The 25,583-nt window shown below is 39.9% G+C and carries 15 protein-coding genes; 7 read left to right on the top strand and 8 right to left on the bottom strand.

Features of this window, described 5'->3' with window-relative positions; translation table 11 throughout:
- Positions 1-85 precede the first annotated feature (85 nt).
- From EHE21_RS05415 to EHE21_RS05445, 7 genes are all read right to left on the bottom strand, one after another.
- Positions 86-2,158, bottom strand: coding sequence for an SWIM zinc finger family protein (locus tag EHE21_RS05415; RefSeq protein ID WP_194952054.1), 2,073 nt, complete (start codon positions 2,156-2,158; stop codon positions 86-88).
- Positions 2,155-3,309, bottom strand: coding sequence for a VWA domain-containing protein (locus tag EHE21_RS05420; RefSeq protein WP_194952055.1), 1,155 nt, complete (start codon positions 3,307-3,309; stop codon positions 2,155-2,157). The genes EHE21_RS05415 and EHE21_RS05420 overlap by 4 nt, the downstream gene beginning before the upstream one ends.
- Complete coding sequence (locus EHE21_RS05425) at positions 3,296-5,878, bottom strand: DUF5682 family protein (RefSeq protein ID WP_194952056.1); 2,583 nt, start codon at positions 5,876-5,878, stop codon at positions 3,296-3,298. Before EHE21_RS05425 ends, EHE21_RS05420 begins: the two co-directional genes overlap by 14 nt.
- A gap of 99 nt (positions 5,879-5,977) precedes the next feature.
- Positions 5,978-7,087 (bottom strand): ATP-binding protein, encoded by a 1,110-nt coding sequence (locus EHE21_RS05430; RefSeq protein WP_088493422.1) that lies wholly within the window; start codon positions 7,085-7,087, stop codon positions 5,978-5,980.
- A 25-nt stretch (positions 7,088-7,112) separates the two neighbouring features.
- Positions 7,113-10,844 (bottom strand): DUF4132 domain-containing protein, encoded by a 3,732-nt coding sequence (locus tag EHE21_RS05435; RefSeq protein WP_194952057.1) that lies wholly within the window; start codon positions 10,842-10,844, stop codon positions 7,113-7,115.
- Between the two features lie 397 nt (positions 10,845-11,241).
- Positions 11,242-13,860: a DUF4132 domain-containing protein gene (locus tag EHE21_RS05440; RefSeq protein ID WP_194952058.1), complete on the bottom strand. Its 2,619-nt coding sequence runs from the start codon at positions 13,858-13,860 to the stop codon at positions 11,242-11,244.
- Between the two features lie 110 nt (positions 13,861-13,970).
- Positions 13,971-15,101: a multidrug effflux MFS transporter gene (locus tag EHE21_RS05445; RefSeq protein ID WP_194952059.1), complete on the bottom strand. Its 1,131-nt coding sequence runs from the start codon at positions 15,099-15,101 to the stop codon at positions 13,971-13,973.
- 102 nt (positions 15,102-15,203) lie between these two features.
- Between EHE21_RS05445 and EHE21_RS05450 the strand changes: the two genes are divergently transcribed.
- Positions 15,204-15,965 carry an AraC family transcriptional regulator gene (locus EHE21_RS05450; protein WP_194952060.1) on the top strand — a complete coding sequence of 254 codons (762 nt, stop codon included), beginning with the start codon at positions 15,204-15,206 and terminating at the stop codon, positions 15,963-15,965.
- An 80-nt stretch (positions 15,966-16,045) separates the two neighbouring features.
- On the opposite strand, the gene EHE21_RS05455 is transcribed toward EHE21_RS05450, so the two are convergent.
- Positions 16,046-17,329, bottom strand: coding sequence for a citrate synthase (locus EHE21_RS05455; RefSeq protein WP_194952061.1), 1,284 nt, complete (start codon positions 17,327-17,329; stop codon positions 16,046-16,048).
- A gap of 623 nt (positions 17,330-17,952) precedes the next feature.
- Between EHE21_RS05455 and sdhC the strand changes: the two genes are divergently transcribed.
- The 6 genes from sdhC to odhB all read left to right on the top strand — a co-directional run bounded on the left by sdhC (position 17,953) and on the right by odhB (position 25,457).
- On the top strand, positions 17,953-18,333 hold the full coding sequence (gene sdhC / locus EHE21_RS05460) for a succinate dehydrogenase cytochrome b556 subunit (RefSeq protein ID WP_129586864.1): 381 nt from the start codon (positions 17,953-17,955) through the stop codon (positions 18,331-18,333).
- Positions 18,327-18,671, top strand: coding sequence for a succinate dehydrogenase membrane anchor subunit (gene sdhD / locus EHE21_RS05465; RefSeq protein WP_006537664.1), 345 nt, complete (start codon positions 18,327-18,329; stop codon positions 18,669-18,671). Before sdhC ends, sdhD begins: the two co-directional genes overlap by 7 nt.
- Positions 18,671-20,437, top strand: a complete 1,767-nt coding sequence (gene sdhA / locus EHE21_RS05470; protein ID WP_023581183.1) for a succinate dehydrogenase flavoprotein subunit — start codon at positions 18,671-18,673, stop codon at positions 20,435-20,437. Before sdhD ends, sdhA begins: the two co-directional genes overlap by 1 nt.
- Positions 20,438-20,471: 34 nt before the next feature.
- Positions 20,472-21,188, top strand: a complete 717-nt coding sequence (locus tag EHE21_RS05475) for a succinate dehydrogenase iron-sulfur subunit (protein ID WP_006537662.1) — start codon at positions 20,472-20,474, stop codon at positions 21,186-21,188.
- A 245-nt stretch (positions 21,189-21,433) separates the two neighbouring features.
- The gene (gene sucA / locus EHE21_RS05480) at positions 21,434-24,238 is read left to right on the top strand and encodes a 2-oxoglutarate dehydrogenase E1 component (RefSeq protein WP_194952062.1); all 2,805 of its coding nucleotides are present in this window, start codon (positions 21,434-21,436) and stop codon (positions 24,236-24,238) included.
- Positions 24,239-24,251: 13 nt separating this feature from the next.
- Positions 24,252-25,457: a 2-oxoglutarate dehydrogenase complex dihydrolipoyllysine-residue succinyltransferase gene (gene odhB, locus EHE21_RS05485; RefSeq protein WP_088493413.1), complete on the top strand. Its 1,206-nt coding sequence runs from the start codon at positions 24,252-24,254 to the stop codon at positions 25,455-25,457.
- Positions 25,458-25,583 lie beyond the last annotated feature (126 nt).

Raw genomic sequence — 25,583 nt, forward strand, 5'->3', positions numbered from 1 at the left:
TTCTTATTTTATCAGCTATCTCTCTAATTAAAGAGAGATAGCTTTTTTGTATATATACATCCTCAGCTATATCGGGAGATATTTATTACTCATTAAGCTGAATGGGTAATGGACTTTGTAATTGTTGCAGATTATCACATAGCCAAATTAACTGTAATAAAGCCTGAGAGTCACGCGTAGTTAATGCCAGATAACGAGCTAATTGGTTGGCAATTAATGTCATTCCCAAATCGTCAGCAGTATGTTTACTTGTTTCTAACTGCTCTTTTTGCATTTCAGAAAGCAATTCCCGTCCGGTACATGCTTGGGCTTCTAATACAGACAAAATAGGGCGACAGAACTTTTGTGCTAATGTCGGTTCACTGTGATGCATTGCCGTTTGTTGCTTACGTTTAGCCATATATTCTTGAATACGACTAATAAATCCTGATTGTTTTTTCTTACGTGGAAATTGGTCAAAATCGAGATAAAACATTTCAATGCCTTTTTCGGTTTTGAGCCAAATAGTCGTTGGCAATAAATCCATATTTAAATCACGTCGAACAGGCTGCACGGTGACTGCAACTATCTCTAATTCTCGCTTAGTGAGATAACGTAATTCTTCCAGATTATTTTGCATTGTTCCTTCCCAATAAAGACGTAAGAAGGCTGAATTATCATGATTATCTGAAACATCCCAGATAACGCATTGCTCTATTTCATACCAAATTAATGGTTTATAGCTTTTGATATGTAAGACGAGAGGGGAAAGAAACCCTTCAGGCTGATTAGCAAAATAGTCTGGTAACTCTTGCCAATTGTTGATCCCTAATTCAGTTTGTAGATTGTGATAATCGGTAATATCAAGAAAATCAGTTTGGCTTTGTGCGAAGCTTTCGCCAATAGTTGCCAGTTTTCCTTCATCAGAAATACGAGGCTCTTGTAATAAAAAAGGACGACGCATTAATTTATCGGATGTTTGTTTCCATAACGATAAACTATTCCAAACACTATAACGATTAAACAGAGTATCAAGTTGATTAGGGCGTGCTTGAGTCGCTTGTAATAGCTGTTTCTCTTCTTTATCCCAAAAGGTAAAGGTTGCGCCTAATGCACCACTTTGCGCTGTCCACCAATTTGCGCCAACAGGGATCAGAGAGAGGCTCGCTTTTTTATCGTCATATTGACGGCGAAGTTGTCCTCGTAACACTTTTAGCTGTTCTGGCGTCGCACTGGATAATTGAAATAGATAGGCTGAAATATGAGCTAACAAGCGCAAGACATTACTTTCATCCATAGTGAAATGTCTTTCTGCCAACAGTTTGACTTGAGTGCTCAATGTTCGTAAATAAGATGCCAAACGAGGTAAACCTTCTGCTCGAGCGGACATATTCAATAAGTGTAATTGTGTGGCACTGCTCAAGCTGATATGTGATAGCCCTTGGCGCAATAAATCATAAATAAATTGTTCAACCGTCGTAATTAACGCTGTTTCTTCTTCATTGAGAGGGCGCTTTGAAGATTGCACAATGATTAAATCTTCAGGCCAACTCCATGGTTGAGCATGTTGTTCAAATATTTTAGCCACAATAGCAAGGTGGAATGCTTTTTTCTGTGAGTCAGAAAATGGCGATAACATGCCATCGTAACCACTACCTTGTAAGAAAATAACGGGCTCATCAACATCAGGGAGTTGAATTTTTAACTGTGTCCCTGTGTCTTCTAAATTCAATGTTATTGTTTCCCACTGCTCAACTAATTTAATCGCCACACGACAGGCTGGTTTTCCTGCCTTTTTGATTAATGCTTCCGGATCAAGTGTAAATAGCGTAGGTAACAGTGGAGAGATTTCAACAGGCTCAATAATAGCCTCTGATGATGTTTCTCCACTATTATCGTCATTTGAATTATCAGCGCTATTGTTAGCTTGTAGCCATAAAACAGCGGCTAAAATATGTTTGCAACAACCAGATGCAGAGCAATCGCAACTGGCTTGTTGGATACCCGCTTCGTGTAAAACAACATTTTGTCCATCACTGCTAAATTGCCCAGTATTGGCATCAGTGAGAGAAACTTTTTCGTTATCAACATCTTTTCTTGCGCGTCTTAATAATCCTGCATTAGCAAATACAGTGAGCGCATCTTCATCGTAATGAAAGTAAACAGTTTGCCAACTCATTGCATTACCTCTGCCAACCATTGTGCGAAATGTTCAGGTGTTAACGCTGCAACTTGCATGCCTCTATCTGCAAGTTTTTGTGCAATAGCAGAGTCATAAGCAGGTTGAGCCTCATCATCAAGTGCTGCAAGACCCAATAATTTAACTTGTTGGCTATTAAGACGTTGCGTGCAATCTAATAAACGGTTTAATGAGCCACCTTCTTCAAAGTCACTGATAAGTGAAATAACTGTGCGTTTAGGGTTTTTGACCAAACTTTCACAGTATTGCATTGCACCTGCAATATCAGTACCGCCACCCAATTGTACGGTCATTAAGACTTCAACGGGATCGTCTGCTAAATGCGATAAATCGACAACTTGGGTATCAAAAACTACTAAAGAGACATTAACAGCAGGTAAAGAGGCTAAAATACTGGCACAAACAGCCGCATACATAATTGAGCTAGACATTGACGCACTTTGGTCAACGCAAAGAATGACATCCCACGGAAAATGTTGTTGCATCCGTGAGTTAAAGTAAGGAGTTTCAATCACTAAACGGCGATTTTGAGTATCGTAATGTTTTAAGTTTGCAGCGATGGTGGCACGCCAATCAAAATTACGGCTATTAGGCACTAAAGAGCGTCTAAAACGATTACGGCGACCTGTTAATGATTGGCGAAAGTTATTGCGAATTTGACGCAAAATATCATCGACCACTTTACGAATAATCGTTTTAACTGCATCTCGCGTTTCTTCACTCATGCGTCCACGTAAACTTAATAATGTTTTCGCTAACGCTTTTGTTGGCTCCATCGCTTTTAACGTATTGGGATCTTTAAGAAAACTACTGATTTGATAACGTTCAATAGCCTGTGATTGCATACGTTCAAAGGTGCTATTAGGAAATAGCTTACGCGCTTGATTTAGCCAGTTTACCGCAGTAAGTTGCGATGCATCGAGTGATCCATGACGTCCTCGCTCTTGGCGAAGACCTCGGCGCTGATATTCTCGGCGGTAGAGAAAGTCGAGTGTACGCTCCACTTTTAAATCATCAGCATTAAAAGTCGCTTGCCCAAGGGCATCATCAGCATATTGACCTAAAATCAGACGCCAACGTTTTGCTTGTTTTATTTTATCTTCAGGCATATCGTCATTATGCTGACTCATGAGTCGTATCTCCTTTCTCTATTTTCTTAGCGTCAAACCAAGAAATCATGCCTTGTTCCATTATTCGCTGTTGTAATTTTTGATTGAGTTTAGTGGCTTCAAGCATCTGTTTAGCACTAAATTCTGACTGCCATAAAGATAACGCTTGGGTATCTAAACCAATATCGTTGGCAATATATTGCGCCAGCTCTGCATTTTGTTTGGGATTAAGTTGGCTAAAGGCAAAACGCAGATCAGGCAAGATCTGAATAAATCGCTCTTCATCCCATTGCTGTAGCAAGGTATTTAAGTGATCGACCAATAACGGAAGGCGAATAACTAACTCTGGTGCTGTTCGCATCATACCAACGAAATAACCAATGGCATGTTCAGGAGAACTGCCTGTACTGAAGGTCGTATTTAGCGCGGTGACCAACGTATTTTCATCAATATATGAACCTAAATAACGTAAGGCATCTACTGCACCTTTTAATAAAGGCACTGTATCTAATTGACCATCAAGGCGATTGAGTTGCTGATAGAAATCACTTTTATAATCATGCTGATTATTGAGCGATGGCATAAATTCAATCAATTCACGTAAAGAGAGTAGAGCTTGTAAATTGCTTTCTTGTTGTTGTTCATCACCTTGAGCCAATTGCTCTAAACAAAAGAAAGCTTGCGGAATAACTTGATGTAGGCGATTTTCAAGTGAAAGCTCATCAGTAATATCAAGATATTGGCGACCTCGCCATAAATGGATCAGTTTATGTCCACACTGAGTCAGTGACTCAAGACGAAAATCTTGCTGAATATAGCTATCTAACAGTTTAAAGAGTGATGGAATGCGCTGGTGGAGCCCAATTAATGCGGCTTGGATTAATAATGTAACAGCACTCTGACTTGAACGACTTTGCCCTTGTTCTTCAAGCTGTTTCTCCATTGATAACAGCTTATTTAAGGCGATAGCTTCGAGTTGAGAGCCTTTCTCTGATAATGAAATCAGCTCGCCTTCTACATTGGGTGTCCAAGCGTATTGCCACTCTTCAAATAACAGATCTAATTGATGACCAGAAAGAAAATCAGGACCATTTACACGGTGTGCAAAATGGATCTCTAAGAAAGCCAATAAATGTAGAAAACGGCTTCTTAAGCGATGTTGTGGGTTACGATAAACATCACATTTAGTTGTTTTTGCTAAAGTATCATCAAGTTTGAAACGAAACGCTCTAGCTCGCTCATAAGTCTCATTAACTAAAGGAGGTGTTGCCGTACCTAATGGAATTTTACCTAAGAGATAGCCTGAGAAGCAGGTTTTGATTTCAGCCCACAATTCGCTTTGACTATCATCTAAACTGCCCTTAATAAAGGCACTTTGTAAACCATCAAGCAAATCATAGCGACCTGTACCTGCGTGATCTCTTAATAAAGCGAGGCGTAAACTCTGTTCGGCTGCGAGTTTTACAGCTAAATAACTCGGTGGATTATCAAATTGTTTTTCTCTAATCGCCTGAGCCACAGAGCTTAGAAAAGCAATCCCCATTTTATTGCGATAAACTTGGGTTGGCTGTTTGGCAACATCATTATTTTCTAATTTATCATGATGTTGTTGCATCAAACTTAGCCAAGCTTGTTGATAAAATGCAGGAGAAGGCATACCTGAAGCATAACCATTAAGTGCATCTAGTCTGTCAAAACTGTAGCGAATAAGCCAAGCTTGCTCATTTTCGCCCATTTTTTGCATTTTAGTGAATTGCTTTTGTTCTGTGCTAGAAATGGCGAAAAATTGAGATTGTGAGTTAGCTAGACCTTCAATTAATGCAAGGGTATGGAATCCCCCTGTGACGATTAAAATTTTAGCATTAGGCTCTTGCTGTTTGATGGTTTGAATATGAGCGAGCATATGTGCTTCACGCTGTGAAGAGCCCTCAGATTCAAGCACTTCTGGTTCATAATCAAGACGTGCAAGTGCGCACCAAATAAAGGTGTCATTAAAAAGTGTTTGCCAATCAGCTAAGGCCTCAATACTACGTAATTCAAAAAGATGCTCCCAAACATCATCATGATCACGACAGTGACATTTTTTAGCTAATTGCGCGATAAACTGGCTATGTGCTAAATAACGTTCTTTTTGTAAGCTTCGACTTTGCGAGTCGCTATACTCTTCGTTATTAACTTGTGCAGCCCAAGGTAAATCAATAAAACGTGTTTTGGCATTGATGCGCAAACCACCCCGCAAAGCTTGCCATTCAGGCGAATATTCACAAAATGGAAAATAGGCAGAGTGCAGTGATTTCTCACGCTCTTCTTGGTTTCCATCATTATGCAAATACTCAGCTTGCCCCATAATCGCAACGGGAGGCAGGGTATCTTTATCTGTTAGGCTAGGAATAAGTGAATTAAAGGTATCTGGGCCTTCAATTAAAATATAATCAGGTTTTACAGAATCAATTAATGATAAAACCGCATAAGCACAAGCCGGGCTATGGTGGCGTACAGGGGCAAAATAGAGATGTTGTTGCTGTAACGACGTCCATTTCAGTCGTGCTTGGTCAATTCTTTCTGGTAAAGGTATTGAAGGTAGCGTCACCGTGTCGATCCCTTTTCTGGGTGAAAAGGCAGAGTAAGTTAACTCTGCCTTTAATAGATAAATAACGTATTTTAATGTGTAGCCACAAGTCTTAGCGTTTTATTGCCAGAACTCTTTTGATGCATCAAAGAAAGCTTTCCACTCTTTACTGTTTCTTGCTCTCTCTCTAGCTACGTTGTCCATGTAATAACGAATACGTTTGATATCATCAGCATTGTCTTTTAATACAACACCGATTAATTGGCGAGCAATTGCGCCTGCATTCATCACTCCATCACCTAAATAATGTGCTTCTAAGGCACAAGCGTAAGCAATGTTCACGGCTTCTGCGGTCGACATAACCGCATCAGGTGTTTTGATATTGCCACCATCTTTCGTATTACCTGAGCGCAACTCTTGGAATGTTGTGACCAGTAATTCCACAACATCCGCCGGTACAGTGACTTCATTGGCTAAAGAGCCTAATTCGTTCTCAAGCTGTGATTGGATCAGGCTGATTTCAAATGCGGGATCACGAATAGGTTTCACGGTTTCAAAGTTAAAACGGCGCTTTAATGCGGCCGACATTTCATGAACACCGCGATCACGTAAGTTTGCTGTACCGATAAGGTTAAATCCCGGTCTTGCACTAATACGCGCACCATCACCCATTTCAGGGATCATTAATTGTTTCTCTGACATTAAGGAAACCAGCACATCCTGAATTTCAGGAGGGCAACGGGTTATCTCTTCAAAGCGAACAATTTTACCTTGTAACATACCTTGATAAAGCGGCGAACCCACTAAAGCGCGTTCTGTTGGGCCTTCTGCTAATAGCAATGCATAGTTCCAAGAATACTTAATATGATCTTCTGTTGTACCCGCTGTTCCTTGGATGGTTAAACCTGAATCACCACTGATGGCAGCAGCAAAAAGCTCTGAGAGCATTGATTTTGCCGTACCCGGTTCACCGACCAACATTAAACCTTGTTTACCCAATAATGTGACAATTGCACGATCAACCAATGCATCATCGCCGAAAAACTTAGGTGTGATGCCTAATGCATCATCACCTAAAATAAATTGGCGTACAGCACGGGGTGAGCGAAGCCATCCTTGTGGTTTAGGATTATTAGCATCAGCTTTTGTTAAACGCTCTAACTCTTGAGCAAATCGAACCTCAGCACTTTCCCTAATTGCTTGTTGATCTGCGGGTGCTTTTTTAGCCATATTCTTTCCTAATTATCCCTATCTTTTACCAAGGTGTTTTCTTTTCCCATTCAGGATCAAATCCTGCACAAGCTTCAGCGACTTTTAGATAATCCGCATAGCTTTCTGCTAATAGAATAGGTGGTACATCTTTTAGCTCAACATTATTGCGATCCCAGTAATCTTGCTGATTTTTCTCAAAACTTAAATCAAATAAGACAGCTGGAATGTTTTCTTCTGGAACATAACTACCACTGAAACCGATATTCACGTAGTAGTTTAAACTAGAGAAGAATTTGTAATAGTGAGAGAACGAGCCACCATCTTCTGCTGGGCCTCGTTGATAACCCATTTTGGTTAAAATACCACGTAGAGTGAAGGTGTCTGTGATCCAGCCTTTTCTATCTTCCACTTCTGTTTGTTTCAGATCTAATTCTGGGATTTTATGCTCCATTTGAGAGAACAAGAATTTCACTTTGTAATCTTTAAAGTGAGCAATCCATGCCTTACGCTCATCTTCATTAACCAATGCTGCGTGAGCAAGTTGGATCAACGAATCGTTTTGTAAAGTCACTTCATCATCTTCAAGATTGAGCAATGCACCGTCATCAGAAGGGCGGAATGTATTGATAACCTTGCCATCTTTCACTTCTTGCCAAACCAATTGTTCAATCAGTTTATGCATGATTGGATGAGCTAAGATATATTCTTGCCAATCCGCGCTTAACCACTGACGTTGAGCACACATGGCTTCATATAAACGTACACTTTGCAGCTCAATAACTTGTTTAAGTTCTTTTTTGCTCGAAGTGAAGAGCTTTTTCGCTTCTTTGATAAGCTCAGCATCGTCATTTTTACGCGCAGCAGGTAAGGCTTTAACTTCTTTACCTTCCGGATTAAACAAGACCAGTTTTTGTTTTGCATCCATCTTCGCAGTAAAGATACGCTCACCATATTCCAGTACTAATGTACCCGTATCATCAAAGCCAGCAGTCGGAATAGTTCTGTCTGCTAATTCATCTGAGCTCCAACCATTACGTTCAGCAATTTGCGTGACTAAATTACGGGCTTTTTCTTGAACAGATGCCGTGCGATAACGGCGTGATAATGAAAGAAGAAGCTGAATAATAATTGGATCATTGCTTGATGCTACTGCATCAATCATGGCTTCAATTTGAGCACGACGCTGATAGTGATCACGCATATAGTTACGTAATACAGATACTGCAACATGACCTTCAATACCGCAGATAAGCGCTAACATGCCTTTATCGCTGATTGCAGAGCCTAAATAACGACGTAACACCTCGTTTTTAATTTCTTCAACCACTTGCTCTAACGTGTAGTTTTCATATTTAGCGTAATATTCAGGATAACGCTTCGCCCAGTTTTGATAGTTGCTTAAACGCCCCGGAGCTTCACGTTGTGCTTCGACCATTGCTTCTTCAAGTGATGGACCTTTAATATCCTGAGCAACAAAGGTATGCAGAATAAAGCTTGAAAGTTTATGCTGGCTATCAGTAGAGAGCAGACCGATATAACGTTGTAATAACGCGTTTCCTCCTGGCATTTTTAATTTCACTGCCAGAATAATCCACCAACGAATAATCGCCGGGTCAACCGCTTTCTTGTTTTCCCATGTCAATGCAGGAATAGCATCAAAGTTAAACCAAGCAAGGCTTGCTGGAGCTTTGGCTTTAAGGCCTTTTTCAGCTTCAGCTAATAAGGTTTTTGGTGATAAATAACTTGAGATATCTTCACCCAGTTGCTCTAACGCCGTTAATAAAGAGGCACGTACAACTTCGCGCTTCTCTTTTTTCAATAAGGCATTCAGTGCAGGTAATGATTCTGGATTTTTTAAACGTGCCAACCACTCAATAGCGGTAACGCGAATTTCTTGTTTTGCAGAAGATAAACCTTCTTGAGCACTTGTATGAATATTTGGCAGTGTCTCAAGTAAATTCTGCGCTGAAACACGGTGCATTTTATTTTCACCTAATGCCAGTTCCATAATTCGAGGCACGAATTGTGCTGGAATGGTAGGGAAACGACCTAATACTTTAATACCTTGTGAAATCTCAAACTGGCGATAGCGACGCTCACTTTGACTTGGCATTAAATTCAGGGCTTCAGCGATATAATCGGTATGTTGAGAGAAGAAAGGCCAAACTTGCTCCGGTCTACGGAAGCGTTTTAAACCATCTTCATAAGATTCTAAACATAATGCAGCAGTCAGGCGGGCTGCATTTTTAAAGTTGCAACGTTGCAATACATCTTCAAGGTGACGTAATTCAATATCACTAAATAAGCGTTCAGGAATTTCGCCATTAAAATAGTGAGAAGAGAAGTGATCGGCATGTTGGCGATTATTAACTATCACACGCACAGCGTGGAATAGCGTATATTCAGGCAAGTTTAAAACACGATTTTTATGTTTAATGATTTGAATTTCATTTGATTGGATCGAACCTTGTCCACTATTGAGTTTATCAACTAATGCGCGACACTGTTTTTCATCAATCTTATTCAAATCTTTTAAATGGCGCTGTGCCCAATTATAAGTGTGTTTAGCCGTTTTATTTTCTTCAATTTCACGTTCAGCATTTTCTTTGGCTTTGACCAATATCTCATTGAAGTTATTGACCATCATATCGCGAACGCTATCAGGTAATGGAGTGTCTTCTAATGGTGTGAAATCAGGAGCCTCAATAGCCTCTACGGTATTGGCATCATCTGCAACATTAAAACGTAGTAGGGCGCTTTCAATACTTTTCATGACCGCTTTTGAAGTTTCATGTTTTAACGCTTCTTCAAGTACCTCACGATTTTCACCTTGGCGTGCAAATAAATCGGCTGCTTGAGTACGTTGTTTTGGCGTACCATTCATTAAAACATGAGTAAGATTTTCTTTAACAATTTCAGGCGGTAAAGTAACTAAAATTGGCTCTGCGGCTTTTTTAACAGTTTTTAAGCTGCTGGTGGCAAGTAACACGATAATGTCAGCAAAATTATCACGTAACACAGTGTTTTTATTAAGATAATTAATTAACTCAACTAAGCCATTTGCTGACAGTTTTTCAATTAATTCTGTTCTAACAAACTCTTGATGTGAAAGTAGGTAATCTTTTAAATCACTTAATTCATAAATACGCTTCAGATTAGATGCATAGTATTCAGAAACATCTTTTCTATCAAACACCGCGAATAAGGCATTTTCACCCGCAATATTGGCCTCTTTTTCGACCATATTAGCGATAAATTCCATATTCCAATGTTTGCGATGCTCTAAATTGAGATTACGCGCATTTTCATAAGTGTTGTAAAACACATCAATTAAAAGATAAAGCACCCAAGTTGGTACTTCTTTTGTAATAACTTTAATATTGACATCTTGGCAAGCAGCCGCAAGGACTTTACCGAAACGCGCTACTTGTTCTGATGAAAAGCCATCGCCGACTTTAGAATAGAGTTTGTGTCGTGCGTTCAGCCCTTGAGTGATCACTTTGCTATATTGGCCAGTATTCACATTATTGTGTGCATACCACCACTCTAGAGTACCTGGTTTATCAAAATAAACCGCCGCTTTTGAAGCATCCAGCTTGTTTAATTCGAAAAGGATCTCCGGATTTTCACCTGTAAGTACATAATTTAATGTACGTTTAGGTAAGCTCTCATCAAATACTGCAAGCAATACCAGTGATTCTTGGAGATGTTTTTCGGTAATTGCGACGTCTTTTTTCCCAAAAAGAGGGAAAATGTCTAAGATTTTTTTTATCACGCCAGTTCCTTAAGCTATGTATGGATAAACAGTTTTTTTTACCATGAAACGGCGTAACGAACAATTTGATTATCACTGGCGAAAATAAAATCAACGCGTACCATTTGTCAAATTTATAGAGGTAAACGCTAAAAAAGCTAATTGAACTTTATTAATATTCAATTTGGCTTTATATAAAGAGGTATATCAGGAAAAAGTGCTAAAAATGAATAAATGATAATAAAGGCATTTTTTGTGGCATTTAAAAAGTTTAAGAATTGTCTGCTAAGCAAAATAAGCGTTAACACTTAGCTAAATTAATTAAAAAATTAACAGTAAAAGATGGGCTGAATATTGTAAGAAAAAATCCCGTACTTTTAATTGAGTACGGGATAAGAAAATCATCAGTGAATAGTGTCTACCAAGGTAATTTCTTTTCCCAATCAGGAGAAAAACCAGCACAGGCATCTGCAATTTTTAGGTATTCAGCGTAGCTTTCTGCCAATAAAATCGGTGGGATATTTTTAATTGCTAATTTATGTCTATCTAATCCACTTTGGCGACCTTTTTCAAAAACTAGCTCTAATAGCGCGACAGTAACATTTTCTTCTGGCACACAATTACCACTGAAGTTGATAATGACACTGAGATCTAAGCCAGAAAAATATTTGTAATAACAGTTATAAAACCCTGCATCTTCTACCGAACCACGTTGATAGCCTAATTTTGTCATGGCACCTCTCAAGGTATAGGCATCCGTTAACCAACCTTTTTTCTCTGCGATCTGAGTTTGCTTATCTTCTAATATTGGTGTGTCATGCTCTATCTGGGAAAATAAAAACGCCATTTTGTAATCTTTAAAATGTGCTAGCCAAGCATGTTTTTCATCTTCATTTAAAAGTACACGGTGCGCTAAACGCAGAGACGAATCACTTTGTAAGGTAATCTCTTCATCTTCGATATTTAATAAAGCACCATCATTTGAAGGGCGAAATGTATTAATGACTTTGTCATCTTTAATTTCTTGCCAAATTAATCGCTCCATTAATTTATGCATAATCGGATTAGTTTGAAGAAATTCTTGCCAGTCAGCACTTAACCATTGGCGTTGAATACACATCGCTTCGTATAAACGTAATGTCTGTGATTCGATGATCTGCTTTAACTCTTTTTTACTTGATGTGAAGTATTTTTTTGTCTCTTTAATTAGTGTGCTGTCATCATTAACACGAGGCGCTGGCAATGCTTTTATTACTTTACCCTCGGTATTAAATAGGACAAATTGCAGTTTATCGTTAATTTTTGCAGTGAATGTGCGTTCACCATAATCTAAAGTCAGTACACCTGAATCATCAAGTCCTGCTGTTGGTATGGTTCTATCTGCCAGTTCATCTTCAGTCCAATTATTACGTTGTGCTATCTGGGTAATTAATTGTCGTGCTTTAGCTTGAATAGATGCGGCACGATAACGACGAGAAATAGAGAGTAAAAACTGAATAATAATTGGATCGTTACTTGCACCAATAGCGTCAATCATTGCTTCTATTTGTGCTCGGCGCTCGTAATGGTCACGCATATAATTTCGCAATAAAGGTACGGCAATATAGCCTTCAATGGCAAAAATAAGCCCTAACATACCTTTTTCTTTTATGGCTGACATAGGGGCGGAATAAGATAATCCTGAACTCAAATAAACTTTATCTTCAGATGGTGTATCAACATCTTGAGTAATAAACTTAATTAACAAAAATTGGGCGAGAGCTTGTTGGCTTTTCAATGAAAGTAAATTGATATAGTTGTGTAATAGCGTATTACCTGCTGGAAGTTTTAATTTTACTGCTAGCACTATCCACCATTGAATAATTTTAGGTTCAACGACTTTACCATTTTTCCACGTGAGTTGAGGTACGGCATTAAAATCAAACCAAGATAAATTATCTGGGATCTTATTTTTTAAGCCAATTTCAGCCTCTGCAAGTAAAGTAAGAGGATCGAGAAAATCTGAAATATCTTCACCAAAATGTTCTAGAGCAGTAATTAAAAGCGTGCGAACAACTTCGTCATTTTCTGTCTTTAATAAGGCGACTAGTGCTGGAACAGCATCATGATTATTGAGTTCAGTTAGCCAATTTATTGCAATTACTCGAGCATTTTTTTTCTTTGATGTCAGACCTTCTTGAATAAATAAGTGAGGCTCAGGAAGTTTTTCAATAAGCTCTTGTGCATCAAAGCGATAAATTTGTATATCACCTAAAGCGAGTTGTAATATTTTAGGAATAAATTGTGATGGAATAACAGGGTAGGTTTTTAATACACGAATTGCATTATCAAGGCTAAAAAAGTCATTATTAGTATTACTTTGACTAGGTATCAGTTGTAAGGCTTCTGCGAGATATTCGGGATGTTGGTAATAAAAAGGCCATATTTGCTCTGGTTTTGATAAATCCTCAATACCATATTGTCCAAGAAAAAAACTGGCGATAATACGCGATGGATCAGAATAATTTCGCTGAATTAAGATCTCTTCAATATGACGTAATTCAATATGCTCGAAAATATGCTTAGCGTTATAGTGATTAATCGCATAACTCGACATATATTGAGGTTTAAGATAATCATCTATTGAGCGAATAAGATGAAAAATCGTGAATTCAGGTAAGTTTGTAATAATATTTTCATACTTAATAATTTCACGATCTAATTCATTGAGTGAGCCTTTAGGCGAATTAAGCTGATTTAAAATATTTTTCAGGCTGGTTTCATTGTATTGAGATAATTCTTCATAAGACTCTTGTGCCTTTTTATGAACAAATGAAGAGTGCTTATTCCAATTTTTCTCATTAATTGCCTTTTGCTTCATCTCTTTTAATAATTCTTTATATGAGTGAACAATGTGCTCATAAATATTATTAGGTAAGAGAGTGTCTTTAAGTTGAGTTAATTTAGGCAATTCAAGTGGATAATGATTATTTTCGTTATTATATAGGGCTAATTTTTTTTCAAGATTTTTTTGAGCGGCACTTATTCCATTTGACATATTTTATCCTTATTTATTTTTCATTTTTTAACTCTACACCTCCTGATTTTATATAAAAAGAGCAAAATAAAAAGAGCTCACATTAAACATAAGGAGCTCTTTTGGGTTTATTATTTTGTCGTTTGACGAGAAAAAGAGAGTAGCAATGAACCTAGACTACAAATTAGTAAAGTGATTGCTAAGCTTTGTCCCCATCCTGCAAGTGCAAGCCCACCACCAATTAACAAATAGTAGAATAAGCCTAATAATGCCCCCGCAGTACCTAATCTGTCTTTATATTGTGCTAATGCTGTGGCTAAGATATTTGGAATAGCAATGCCATAAGCAACAACACTCGTCATCATTGGAATAATAAAGCTAATGTGGTTACGTAATAAATAAACACCCACGGCGCTAACTAATGCAATAAAACTCGCGAGTAAAACCAGTTTTCCACATTGCCAATGGTGGTTTAAGAGTGCTTTATTAATATAAGAACCAATACCGACACCTATTGCTAATACAATACCGCTATAACCAAAGGTGCTTGCGCTATAGCCTTGTTTATCAAACATAAAAGGTGCTAACTGATAATAGGCAAAAAGGCTGATATTAAAAAAAGCTATTAATAATACTGTTTTAGCAATTTGCTTATCCTTAAGCATTTTTATTGCAGTTTCTCCTAACGGTGCTGTTTTTATTGTTTCAGGGCGACTTTCAGGTAATGTAAAAGTACTCCATAACAGTAAAATCACAGCAAGGAGGGCAAGACCACTAAACACACCTTGGTAACCAGCATAACTCACTAATAATGAGCCACTTAACATACCAATTGCTGGGCTTAGGGCAATAGCCGCTCCCATCACAGAGAAAACTTTAGCTAGTTCATCGCCACTATATACATCACGCATAATAGTTTGTGTGCCTACTGAGCCTACCGCCGCACCAAAAGCAGAAAGCATACGCAATCCAAGTAATACTGAAAAATCTTGTGTCATAAAAACGCCAAGACAAGCAACTGCATAAATAAACAATCCAGCTAACATTGTCGGACGACGACCAATGACATCGCATAATCGACCCCATATAATGACGCCCAATGCAAACGCAAAGAAATAGAGCGAAAGTGTTTGTCCAGCTTCATTTGCACCGACATGAAAGCCGTTTGCAATATCAGTAAGTGCTGGGCTATAAATGGTTTCTGCAATTTGTGGAAACATCATTAACGCAATTGCTAACCATAAAGAGAGTTTTTTGTTCATCTTTTTTATCCTACATCCTTAAATCTTGATGAACAGAATACAGAGATAATGAATGTCTTGTTATAAACATAAAGACATATTATTTTTCAAATAGGACAAGTGATGGCTTGGCTTAATCAATACGACCACTTTGTGCCAGAAGAGCATCTTGCATCAGTCGTTGGTATTGCGGCAGAAATGGGAAAGCACGACTCAGGGTTTCATTCTCATGATAGAGGGCAGTTATTATTCACGCAGTCAGGGTGTATGCGAATTACTTTGGCTTCTCGTGTTTCTGTATTACCTCCCATGAGGATTGCGTGGATCCCTCCGAGACTTGAACATCGAGTCGAAATGTATGCCTCTGTTGGATATCGTTCTGTTTATATTAGTGATAAATTTCATGATAATTTTCCAAATGAGAGCGAGATCTTAACGATTTCACCTCTTTTACGAGAAATATTAGAACGAATTTCTATTGCTGATTTTGATACTCAATGGGAAGAAGGGCGCTACGCAAATTTATTGGCCGTTTTTTTTGATGAAATCGCTCAAGCACCGCGGCAACCTAATCATTTATTTATGCCTAAAGATAGACGGCTAAGTCGTTTATCCTTTGATGATTTACCGCCAGCACTACAAGAAATGGCAAAGTATGTAGGGGCGAGTGAAAAAACGATCACACGCTTATTTTACAAAGAGACGGGACTGAGTTATCAACAATGGCGTCAACAGTGGCGATTAATGAAAGCCATTGAATTATTAGCTACCCACCATCGCTATATTGATATTAGCCAGATATTAGGATTTGCCAGTGACAGTGCCTTTATTACCTTTTTCAAAAAAATGACAGGGCAAACACCGCAAGAATATTTGAAAAGCTGATTGAATTTTATCGATAATTTTAAAACATAAAGCCCCGACTTAAACGGGGCTTAGCAAGATAAATAATTAATAAAAATCAATTATTTCTTTTTAATTTCACTTTTGAAATCGCGCTCATCATAACCGGTATAAAGCTGACGAGGACGCGCAATTTTTAGACCATCTTCATGCATTTCATTCCAGTGAGCGATCCAGCCAATTGTACGTGCAATAGCAAAAATAACAGTAAACATATTGGATGGAATACCTAACGCTTTCAGGATAATACCAGAGTAGAAGTCAACGTTAGGGTACAGTTTTTTCTCAATAAAATACGGGTCGTTTAGAGCAATACGTTCTAATTCCATTGCCACTTCAAGCAAGCTGTCATTGAGGTTTAATTCTTTTAACACTTCATGACAGGTTTCACGCATTACTGTTGCACGAGGGTCGTAGTTTTTGTAAACACGGTGACCAAAGCCCATTAAACGGAAGGAGTCATTTTTATCTTTTGCGCGTTTAATAAATTCAGGAATGTGTTCAACCGTTTTGATCTCTTCCAGCATACGCAGACAAGCTTCGTTAGCACCACCGTGAGCAGGTCCCCATAGTGACGCGATACCCGCCGCGATACAGGCAAATGGATTTGCACCAGAAGAGCCCGCAGTACGTACAGTTGAGGTTGACGCATTTTGCTCGTGATCGGCGTGAAGGATGAAAATTCTATCCATTGCGCGTTCAAGTACTGGGTTAACGACATACTCTTCGCATGGTGTTGCAAACATCATATGCAAGAAGTTACCAGCATAGGAGAGGTCATTTCTTGGATAAACGAAAGGTTGACCAATCGAGTATTTGTAACACATCGCTGCCACTGTTGGCATTTTTGATAGTAGGCGATAAGCCGTGATATCGCGGTGAACTGGATTACTAACATCCAATGCATCGTGATAGAACGCAGCTAAAGCCCCTGTAACACCACACAGTACTGCCATTGGGTGCGAGTCACGACGGAAGCCATTGAACAGTCGAGTAATTTGTTCATGGATCATGGTGTGACGAGTTACTGTGGTTTTAAATTTATCGTATTGCTCCTGTGTCGGTGCTTCACCGTACAGCAGGATATAACAGACTTCCAAGTATGTTGATTCAGTCGCTAATTGCCCGATAGGGAAACCACGGTGAAGTAAGATACCGTTATCACCATCAATAAAAGTGATTTTTGACTCACAAGAGGCGGTTGAGGTAAAGCCGGGATCATAGGTGTAATAACCTTTGGAGCCGAGAGTACGAATATCAATAACTTTGGAACCGAGTGTAGGGGATAGAACGTCCAAGTCTACAGATGTTTCAGCAATCGTTAGCTTAGCTTTGTTATCAGCCATTTATAATCTCCTTAGCGCTTATATGTCTCCTAACAAAGTCGAGGGTATCTTCATAAAGATGCACTTCGATAGTGAAACTATAGTTGATGTAAGGTACCCAGCCGAGTTTTATTTAATGCCCGTAATGTCTAGGTCTATAGTGTGTCACTTATGTTAAGGAGCTTTTGATGTTATGTTTTTTTAGGTGCTTTTTTATGCAATGCACTTAGAATTAGTACTGCTATCACTTTTACATAAGTTTGAGGTTTCTGGAAGCGTGTTTGCGCACAAAAAAAACATAAACATTAAAATAATGCAGTAAATGTAAGAAAAATGTTGTGTATGTGTCAAAAATGATAATCATTTTTGCATCAGATGTATTAAATAGTGATCCCTCTCACTGTTCGAGGCAAATGTCGGGCACACAAGTTGTGTGGTAATTGTAATAAGTTTGTGAAGCACTTATACTGCGCGCAGGTCTCCGGAACCGTTGTTGTATGGAGAACCAGCGTAACGAATCCACACTTTTTGTAAAATAGACGGATTTAACATTTTACTTAAAATGTGCCTTTGTACCCCATTCGCTGTTTGATTTCCATCCAGGTCCGGAGGAAGGAAAAATTATAAAAGCTGTGTGGGCATAAATTGTGAAAAAACAAAGACCTGTCAATCTGGATTTACAGACGATACAGTTTCCACTCCCTGCTATCGCATCGATCTTGCATCGTGTCTCTGGGGTTATCATGTTAGTCGCAGTTGGCATCTTACTGTGGTTACTTGGCACCTCTCTCTCCTCTCCTGAAGGATTTCAGCAAGCTGCTGAAATTATGACTGGCTTCTTCGCGAAATTTATTTTGTGGGGCATCCTAACGGCATTGGCGTATCACATTTGTGGTGGTATTCGTCATATGTTAATGGACTTCGGCTTTATTGATGAAACCTTGATTGTAGGTCGCAATTCAGCGGCTGCATCAATGGTTATTACCGTTATTTTATCAATATTGGCGGGGGTATTAGTATGGTAAGTAATTCTTCTACTTTAGGCCGTACTGGCATACAGGATTGGTTATTCCTTCGTGCCTCAGCCATTATTATCGTTTTATATGTTCTTTATCTTGTGGGATTTATTGCTACAACAGAAATAACCTATGAGGTATGGCGCGGATTCTTTAGCTCATCCTTAACCAAAGTGTTCACCATCTTGACCTTGCTTTCGATTCTTATTCACGCGTGGATCGGAATGTGGCAAGTGTTAACGGACTATATTAAACCGCTGGCATTACGCCTGACTTTACAACTGATTATTGTTGTTGCGCTGTTGGTTTATCTTATTTATGGAACAATTGTGGTGTGGGGTGTGTAATGAATCTGCCAGTAAGAGAGTTTGATGCTGTTGTTATTGGTGCGGGTGGTGCAGGTATGCGTGCCGCTTTACAGATTTCTCAAATGGGTCTGTCTTGTGCACTGATTTCTAAAGTTTTTCCTACTCGTTCTCATACTGTTTCCGCTCAAGGTGGTATTACTGTTGCACTAGGTAATACCCATGAGGATAACTGGGAATGGCACATGTACGATACGGTAAAAGGTTCCGACTATATTGGTGACCAAGACGCTATCGAATATATGTGTAAAACCGGCCCTGAAGCAATTTTAGAGCTGGAACATATGGGACTTCCATTTTCTCGTCTAGATGATGGCCGTATTTATCAACGTCCATTTGGTGGTCAGTCAAAAAACTTTGGTGGTGAACAAGCCGCACGAACAGCTGCCGCCGCTGACCGTACTGGGCATGCATTATTACATACCCTCTATCAGCAAAATTTGAAAAATCACACAACCATCTTTTCAGAGTGGTATTCACTGGATCTAGTGAAAAATCAAGATGGCGATATTGTCGGTTGTACTGCAATTTGCATCGAAACGGGTGAAGTCGTTTATTTCAAAGCAAACGCGACAATTTTAGCGACTGGTGGTGCAGGTCGTATTTACCAGTCAACCACAAATGCGCATATCAACACCGGTGATGGTGTAGGTATGGCGGTTCGCGCAGGTGTTCCTCTGCAAGATATGGAAATGTGGCAATTCCATCCAACAGGTATTGCGGGTGCGGGCGTGTTGGTGACCGAAGGTTGTCGTGGTGAAGGCGGATATCTGTTGAATAAAGACGGTGAACGCTTTATGGAACGTTATGCACCAAACGCCAAAGACCTTGCTGGTCGTGATGTGGTTGCACGTTCAATCATGATTGAAATTCGTGAAGGTCGTGGTTGTGATGGCCCTTGGGGTCCTCATGCGAAATTGAAACTAGACCATCTGGGTAAAGAGGTTCTTGAGTCTCGTTTACCGGGTATTCTTGATCTTTCTCGTACTTTCGCACACGTTGACCCAGTTAAAGAACCAATTCCTGTTATACCTACTTGTCACTATATGATGGGGGGTATTCCAACAAAAGTAACGGGTCAAGCTATTCGTGTGAACGAGAAAGGCGAAGATGTTGTTATTCCTGGATTGTTCGCAGTCGGTGAAATTGCTTGTGTATCTGTTCATGGTGCAAACCGTTTAGGTGGTAACTCATTGTTAGACCTAGTGGTATTTGGTCGTTCAGCAGGGGTTCACTTAAAAGAGTCACTGATGGAACAAGGCACAATGCGTGATGCGAGCGATTCTGATGTTGAAGCGGCATTAACACGCTTAAATCGCTGGGAAAACAACCGTTCTGGTGAAGATCCAGTTGAAATCCGTAAAGCTCTGCAATCTTGTATGCAACATAACTTCTCGGTATTCCGTGAAGGCGATGCAATGGCAAAAGGCTTAGAAGAACTGAAAGTTATTCGTGAGCGCTTACAAAACGCACGACTGGATGATAATTCAAGTGAGTTTAATACACAGCGTATTGAATGCTTAGAATTGGACAACCTGATGGAAACTGCTTATGCCACTGCGGTGTCTGCAAACTTCCGTACAGAAAGCCGTGGTGCTCATAGCCGTTTCGATTTCCCAGAGCGTGATGATGCGAACTGGTTATGCCATACATTATATCAACCGCAAACCGAAACAATGACACGACGTGAAGTCAATATGCAGCCGAAACTGCGTGAAGCCTTCCCACCAAAAGTGCGTACATATTAATTAGCGGTGTTATTGAAGTTGCGGAGACTTAAATATGAAACTTGAATTTTCGATTTATCGTTACAATCCCGACGTTGATAATGCGCCGCATATGCAAGATTACACCCTCGAAGTTCCTGAAGGGCGTGACATGATGCTGTTGGATGCATTAATTCAATTAAAGGAAAAAGATCCTACCTTATCGTTCCGTCGTTCTTGTCGTGAAGGTGTTTGCGGCTCTGATGGCGTGAACATGAATGGTAAAAATGGTTTGGCTTGTATCACACCTATTTCATCTTTACAGAAAGGAAGTAAGAAAATTGTGATCAGACCGTTACCCGGTTTACCAGTAATTCGTGATTTAATAGTGGATATGACTCAGTTCTATACACAGTATGAGAAAATTCGTCCGTATTTAATTAATAATGGCAAAAATCCTCCTGCTCGTGAGAACTTACAGTCACCAGAACAGCGTGAAAAGCTTGATGGACTTTACGATTGTATCCTTTGTGCTTGTTGTTCAACCTCTTGCCCGTCATTCTGGTGGAATCCAGATAAGTTTATCGGGCCAGCTGGATTGTTAGCGGCTTATCGTTTCTTGATTGATAGTCGTGATACAGAGACTGAATCTCGTCTTGATGATCTTAACGATGCGTTCAGTGTGTTCCGTTGTCATGGCATCATGAACTGTGTCAGCGTATGTCCTAAAGGACTCAATCCAACAAAAGCGATTGGTCATATTAAGTCAATGTTGTTAAAACGTAGTGCATAAAATAATAACCGCCCTAAAATAGTTAGGGCGGTTAATGGAAAAACTAAGTTAGACGTTTGCGGTAAAAATAGTAAGGCACCTTTAAACACTGTAAGACAGTGCTTAAAGGTTCCTTGAGAGCTAAAGCTCCATATTTAAAGAACCTGCGAGATAGCGGGTCATAAGAGAACCTTGCAATCGACACCGTTTAATCACGGTATTAGTTATCCACGGCGAACTAAAGCTGTATAGCTTAAGGGATCATAATGCAGAACGGCGCAATGAAGGACTGGCTAGAATCAACTTTTCTAGCAGGAGAGAATCAGTCTTACATAGAAGATATCTATGAAGATTACCTAACTGACCCAAACTCTGTTGACGAAAGTTGGAGAGAGATTTTTCAACAACTGCCCGCAAGTCAAGGCATAGAACAGTCGCATTCTCAAACCCGCGACTACTTCAGACGCCTCGCAAAAGAATCCACTCGATATCATACCTCGGTAAGCGATCCGGCAATGGACTCAAAACAAGTTAAAGTTTTGCAGCTCATCAATGCCTTCCGTTTTCGTGGTCACCAAAACGCTAATCTCGACCCGCTTGGTTTATGGAAACAAGAATCTGTTCCAGATTTAGATCCTGCTTTCCATAATCTAACTAAAGAAGACTTTGAAGAAACCTTCAACGTCGGCTCCTTTGCTATCGGCAAAGAAACGATGAAATTAGGTGATTTATATGAAGCACTGAAACGCATTTACTGTGGTTCAATCGGTGCTGAATATATGCATATCACTAATACTGAAGAAAAACGCTGGCTACAACAACGTTTAGAATCAGTGAATGTTGCAGACCAATTCACTAAAGAAGAAAAGTTACGCTTCCTGACAGAGCTAACAGCAGCTGAAGGTTTAGAGCGCTATTTAGGTGCGAAATTCCCGGGTGCAAAACGCTTCTCTTTAGAAGGTGGTGATGCATTAGTTCCGATGTTAAAAGATTTAATTCGCCATGCAGGTAAACAAGACACTCGTGAAGTGGTTCTTGGCATGGCGCACCGCGGACGTTTAAACGTTCTGGTTAATATCCTAGGTAAAAAACCGGCTGATTTATTTGATGAATTTGCGGGTATTCATAAAGAACATTTGGGAACCGGTGACGTTAAATATCACCAAGGTTTCTCATCTGATTTTGCGACTGAAGGGGCTCAAGTCCATCTCGCATTAGCCTTTAACCCATCTCACCTAGAGATTGTTAGCCCAGTTGTAATTGGTTCTGTTCGTGCTCGTCGTGATCGCTTAGATGAAGCGCGTAGCAATATGGTTCTTCCTATCACTATTCATGGTGATGCGGCAGTGACAGGTCAAGGTGTTGTACAAGAAACCTTGAACATGTCTCAAGCGCGTGGTTATGAAGTAGGTGGTACAGTTCGTATTGTTATCAATAACCAAGTTGGTTTTACGACTTCAAATCCAAAAGATGCCCGTTCAACACAATATTGTACTGATATTGTGAAAATGGTTCAGGCGCCAATTTTCCACGTTAATGCAGATGATCCTGAAGCGGTAGCTTTTGTGACTCGCTTAGCATTGGATTTCCGTAATACCTTTAAACGCGATGTTATGATTGATCTCGTTTGTTACCGTCGTCATGGCCACAACGAAGCGGATGAGCCAAATGCGACTCAGCCTCTGATGTATCAAAAAATCAAAAAACATCCAACACCACGTAAAATTTATGCGGATAAACTGGTTGCTCAATCACTACTTGATGCCAATGATGTGACTGAACTGGTTAATCTTTATCGTGATGCGCTGGATCGTGGTGATTGTGTTGTTGAAGAATACCGCCCTATGGGTCTGCATTCTTACACATGGGAACCGTATTTGAATCATGAATGGAATGAAGAGTACCCACATAAAGTAGAAAAAGCGCGTTTACAAGATTTAGCGCGTCGTGTGAGTACCGTTCCTTCAGAAATCGTGATGCAATCTCGTGTTGAGAAAATTTATGCTGACCGTGCTGTTATGGCTGAAGGTGAGAAACTACTCGATTGGGGTGCGGCAGAAACATTAGCGTATGCGACTTTAGTTGACCAAGGTATCACCATTCGTCTTTCTGGCGAAGATGCGGGACGTGGTACATTCTTCCATCGTCATGCTGTTATTCATAACCAAACAAATGGTTCTGTTTATGTACCATTAGCCAATATTCATAATGCTCAAGGACAATTTAATGTCTGGGATTCTGTATTAACAGAAGAAGCCGTACTTGCATTTGAATATGGTTATGCCACAACGGAACCTCGTGGGTTAACAATTTGGGAAGCACAATTTGGTGACTTCGCAAACGTTGCTCAAGTCGTTATCGACCAATTTATTAGCTCTGGTGAGCAAAAATGGGGTCGTATGTGTGGTTTAGTTATGCTGTTACCACACGGTTATGAAGGTCAAGGCCCAGAGCACTCCTCTGCACGTTTAGAACGTTATCTGCAACTGTGTGCAGAACAAAATATGCAGGTTTGTGTGCCATCAACTCCGGCTCAGGTTTACCATATGTTACGCCGTCAAGCGTTACGTGGTATGCGTCGCCCACTTATCGTAATGTCACCAAAGTCACTGTTACGTCATCCATTAGCGGTTTCTGAATTGGATGAATTAGCAAATGGTAAATTCTTACCTGTCATTGGTGAAATGGATGATTTAAAACCTGCTGATGTGAAACGTGTTGTGATGTGTTCCGGTAAGGTTTACTACGATTTATTAGAACAACGTCGTGCTAATGAGCAAAACAACGTTGCCATTATTCGTATTGAACAACTGTATCCATTCCCACACGAAGATATTGCGCAAATTCTCGCACCTTATGCTCATGTAAAAGAGTTTATTTGGTGTCAAGAAGAGCCTCTGAATCAAGGTGCTTGGTACTGTAGTCAGCATAACTTCCGTGATGCTATTCCAGCTGGCGCAACATTACGTTATGCAGGACGCCCTGCATCAGCCTCTCCAGCAGTTGGTTATACCTCTGTTCATCAGGAGCAACAAAAAGCTCTGGTTGAAGACGCACTGAAAGTTGAATAAATAAGGATAGAAAATGAGTAGTGTAGATATTCTAGTACCGGATCTCCCTGAATCAGTTGCTGACGCATCGGTCGCAACTTGGCATAAAAAACCTGGTGATAGCATTCAACGCGATGAAGTGCTGGTTGAAATCGAAACAGATAAAGTTGTTTTAGAAGTACCTGCAAGTGAAGCAGGTGTTTTAGAAAGTATTCTTGAAGAAGAAGGTGCTACTGTTGGTTCACGCCAATTACTAGGTCGCATTCGTTTAGGTGATAGCACAGGCATTCCTGCTGATGTGAAACCAGCTCAAGATAGCACTCCAGCACAGCGTCAAAGTGCTGATATTGCTGAAAAAGGCAATAACGATGCATTAAGTCCAACGGCTCGTCGCTTAGTGGCTGAACACGATATTAACCCTGCGGATGTGAAAGGCAGTGGTGTAGGCGGACGTTTAACTCGCCAAGATATCGAAGGCCATGTTGCGAATAAATCAACGACACAACCGGTAGCAGAAGTTCCTCAAGCTCTGTTATCTCACCGTAGCGAAAAACGTGTACCAATGACACGTTTACGTAAACGTGTAGCAGAGCGCTTACTAGAAGCGAAAAACACCACTGCAATGTTGACAACGTTTAACGAAATCAACATGCAGCCAATCAAAGATTTACGTGCTCAGTATGGCGAAGCATTCGAAAAACGCCACGGTGTACGTTTAGGCTTTATGTCTTTCTACATTAAAGCGGTTGTTGAAGCACTGAAACGCTATCCAGAAGTGAATGCTTCTATTGATGGCACTGATGTGGTTTATCACAACTACTTCGATATCAGTATTGCAGTATCAACACCTCGTGGTCTGGTAACACCAGTATTACGTGATGCAGATGCAATGAGCATGGCGGATATTGAGAAAAACATCAAAGCGTTAGCTGTAAAAGGTCGTGATGGTAAGTTAACTGTTGAAGACTTAACTGGCGGTAACTTCACTATCACAAACGGCGGTGTTTTCGGTTCATTAATGTCAACTCCGATTATCAACCCACCACAAAGTGCCATTTTAGGGATGCATGCAATTAAAGATCGCCCAATGGCAGTAGACGGTCAGGTTGTTATTCTACCAATGATGTATCTGGCTCTGTCTTATGACCACCGTTTAATTGATGGTCGTGAGTCTGTCGGTTTCTTAGTAACCGTTAAAGAGATGCTAGAAGATCCAGCTCGTTTATTACTGGATGTATAGGTAATAAATATCGCTTTTAGGCAGGAGATGCTCCTCCTGCCTACTTAGCAACAGACACAAGCATCAAAGAAGTACAGTGTGTTCGTGAAGCCAGATTTCTCTGGCTTATAGTCAAAAAAATAAGAA

The sequence above is a fragment of the Proteus sp. GOKU genome (assembly GCF_015475555.1).
Lineage (GTDB): Bacteria > Pseudomonadota > Gammaproteobacteria > Enterobacterales > Enterobacteriaceae > Proteus > Proteus mirabilis_B.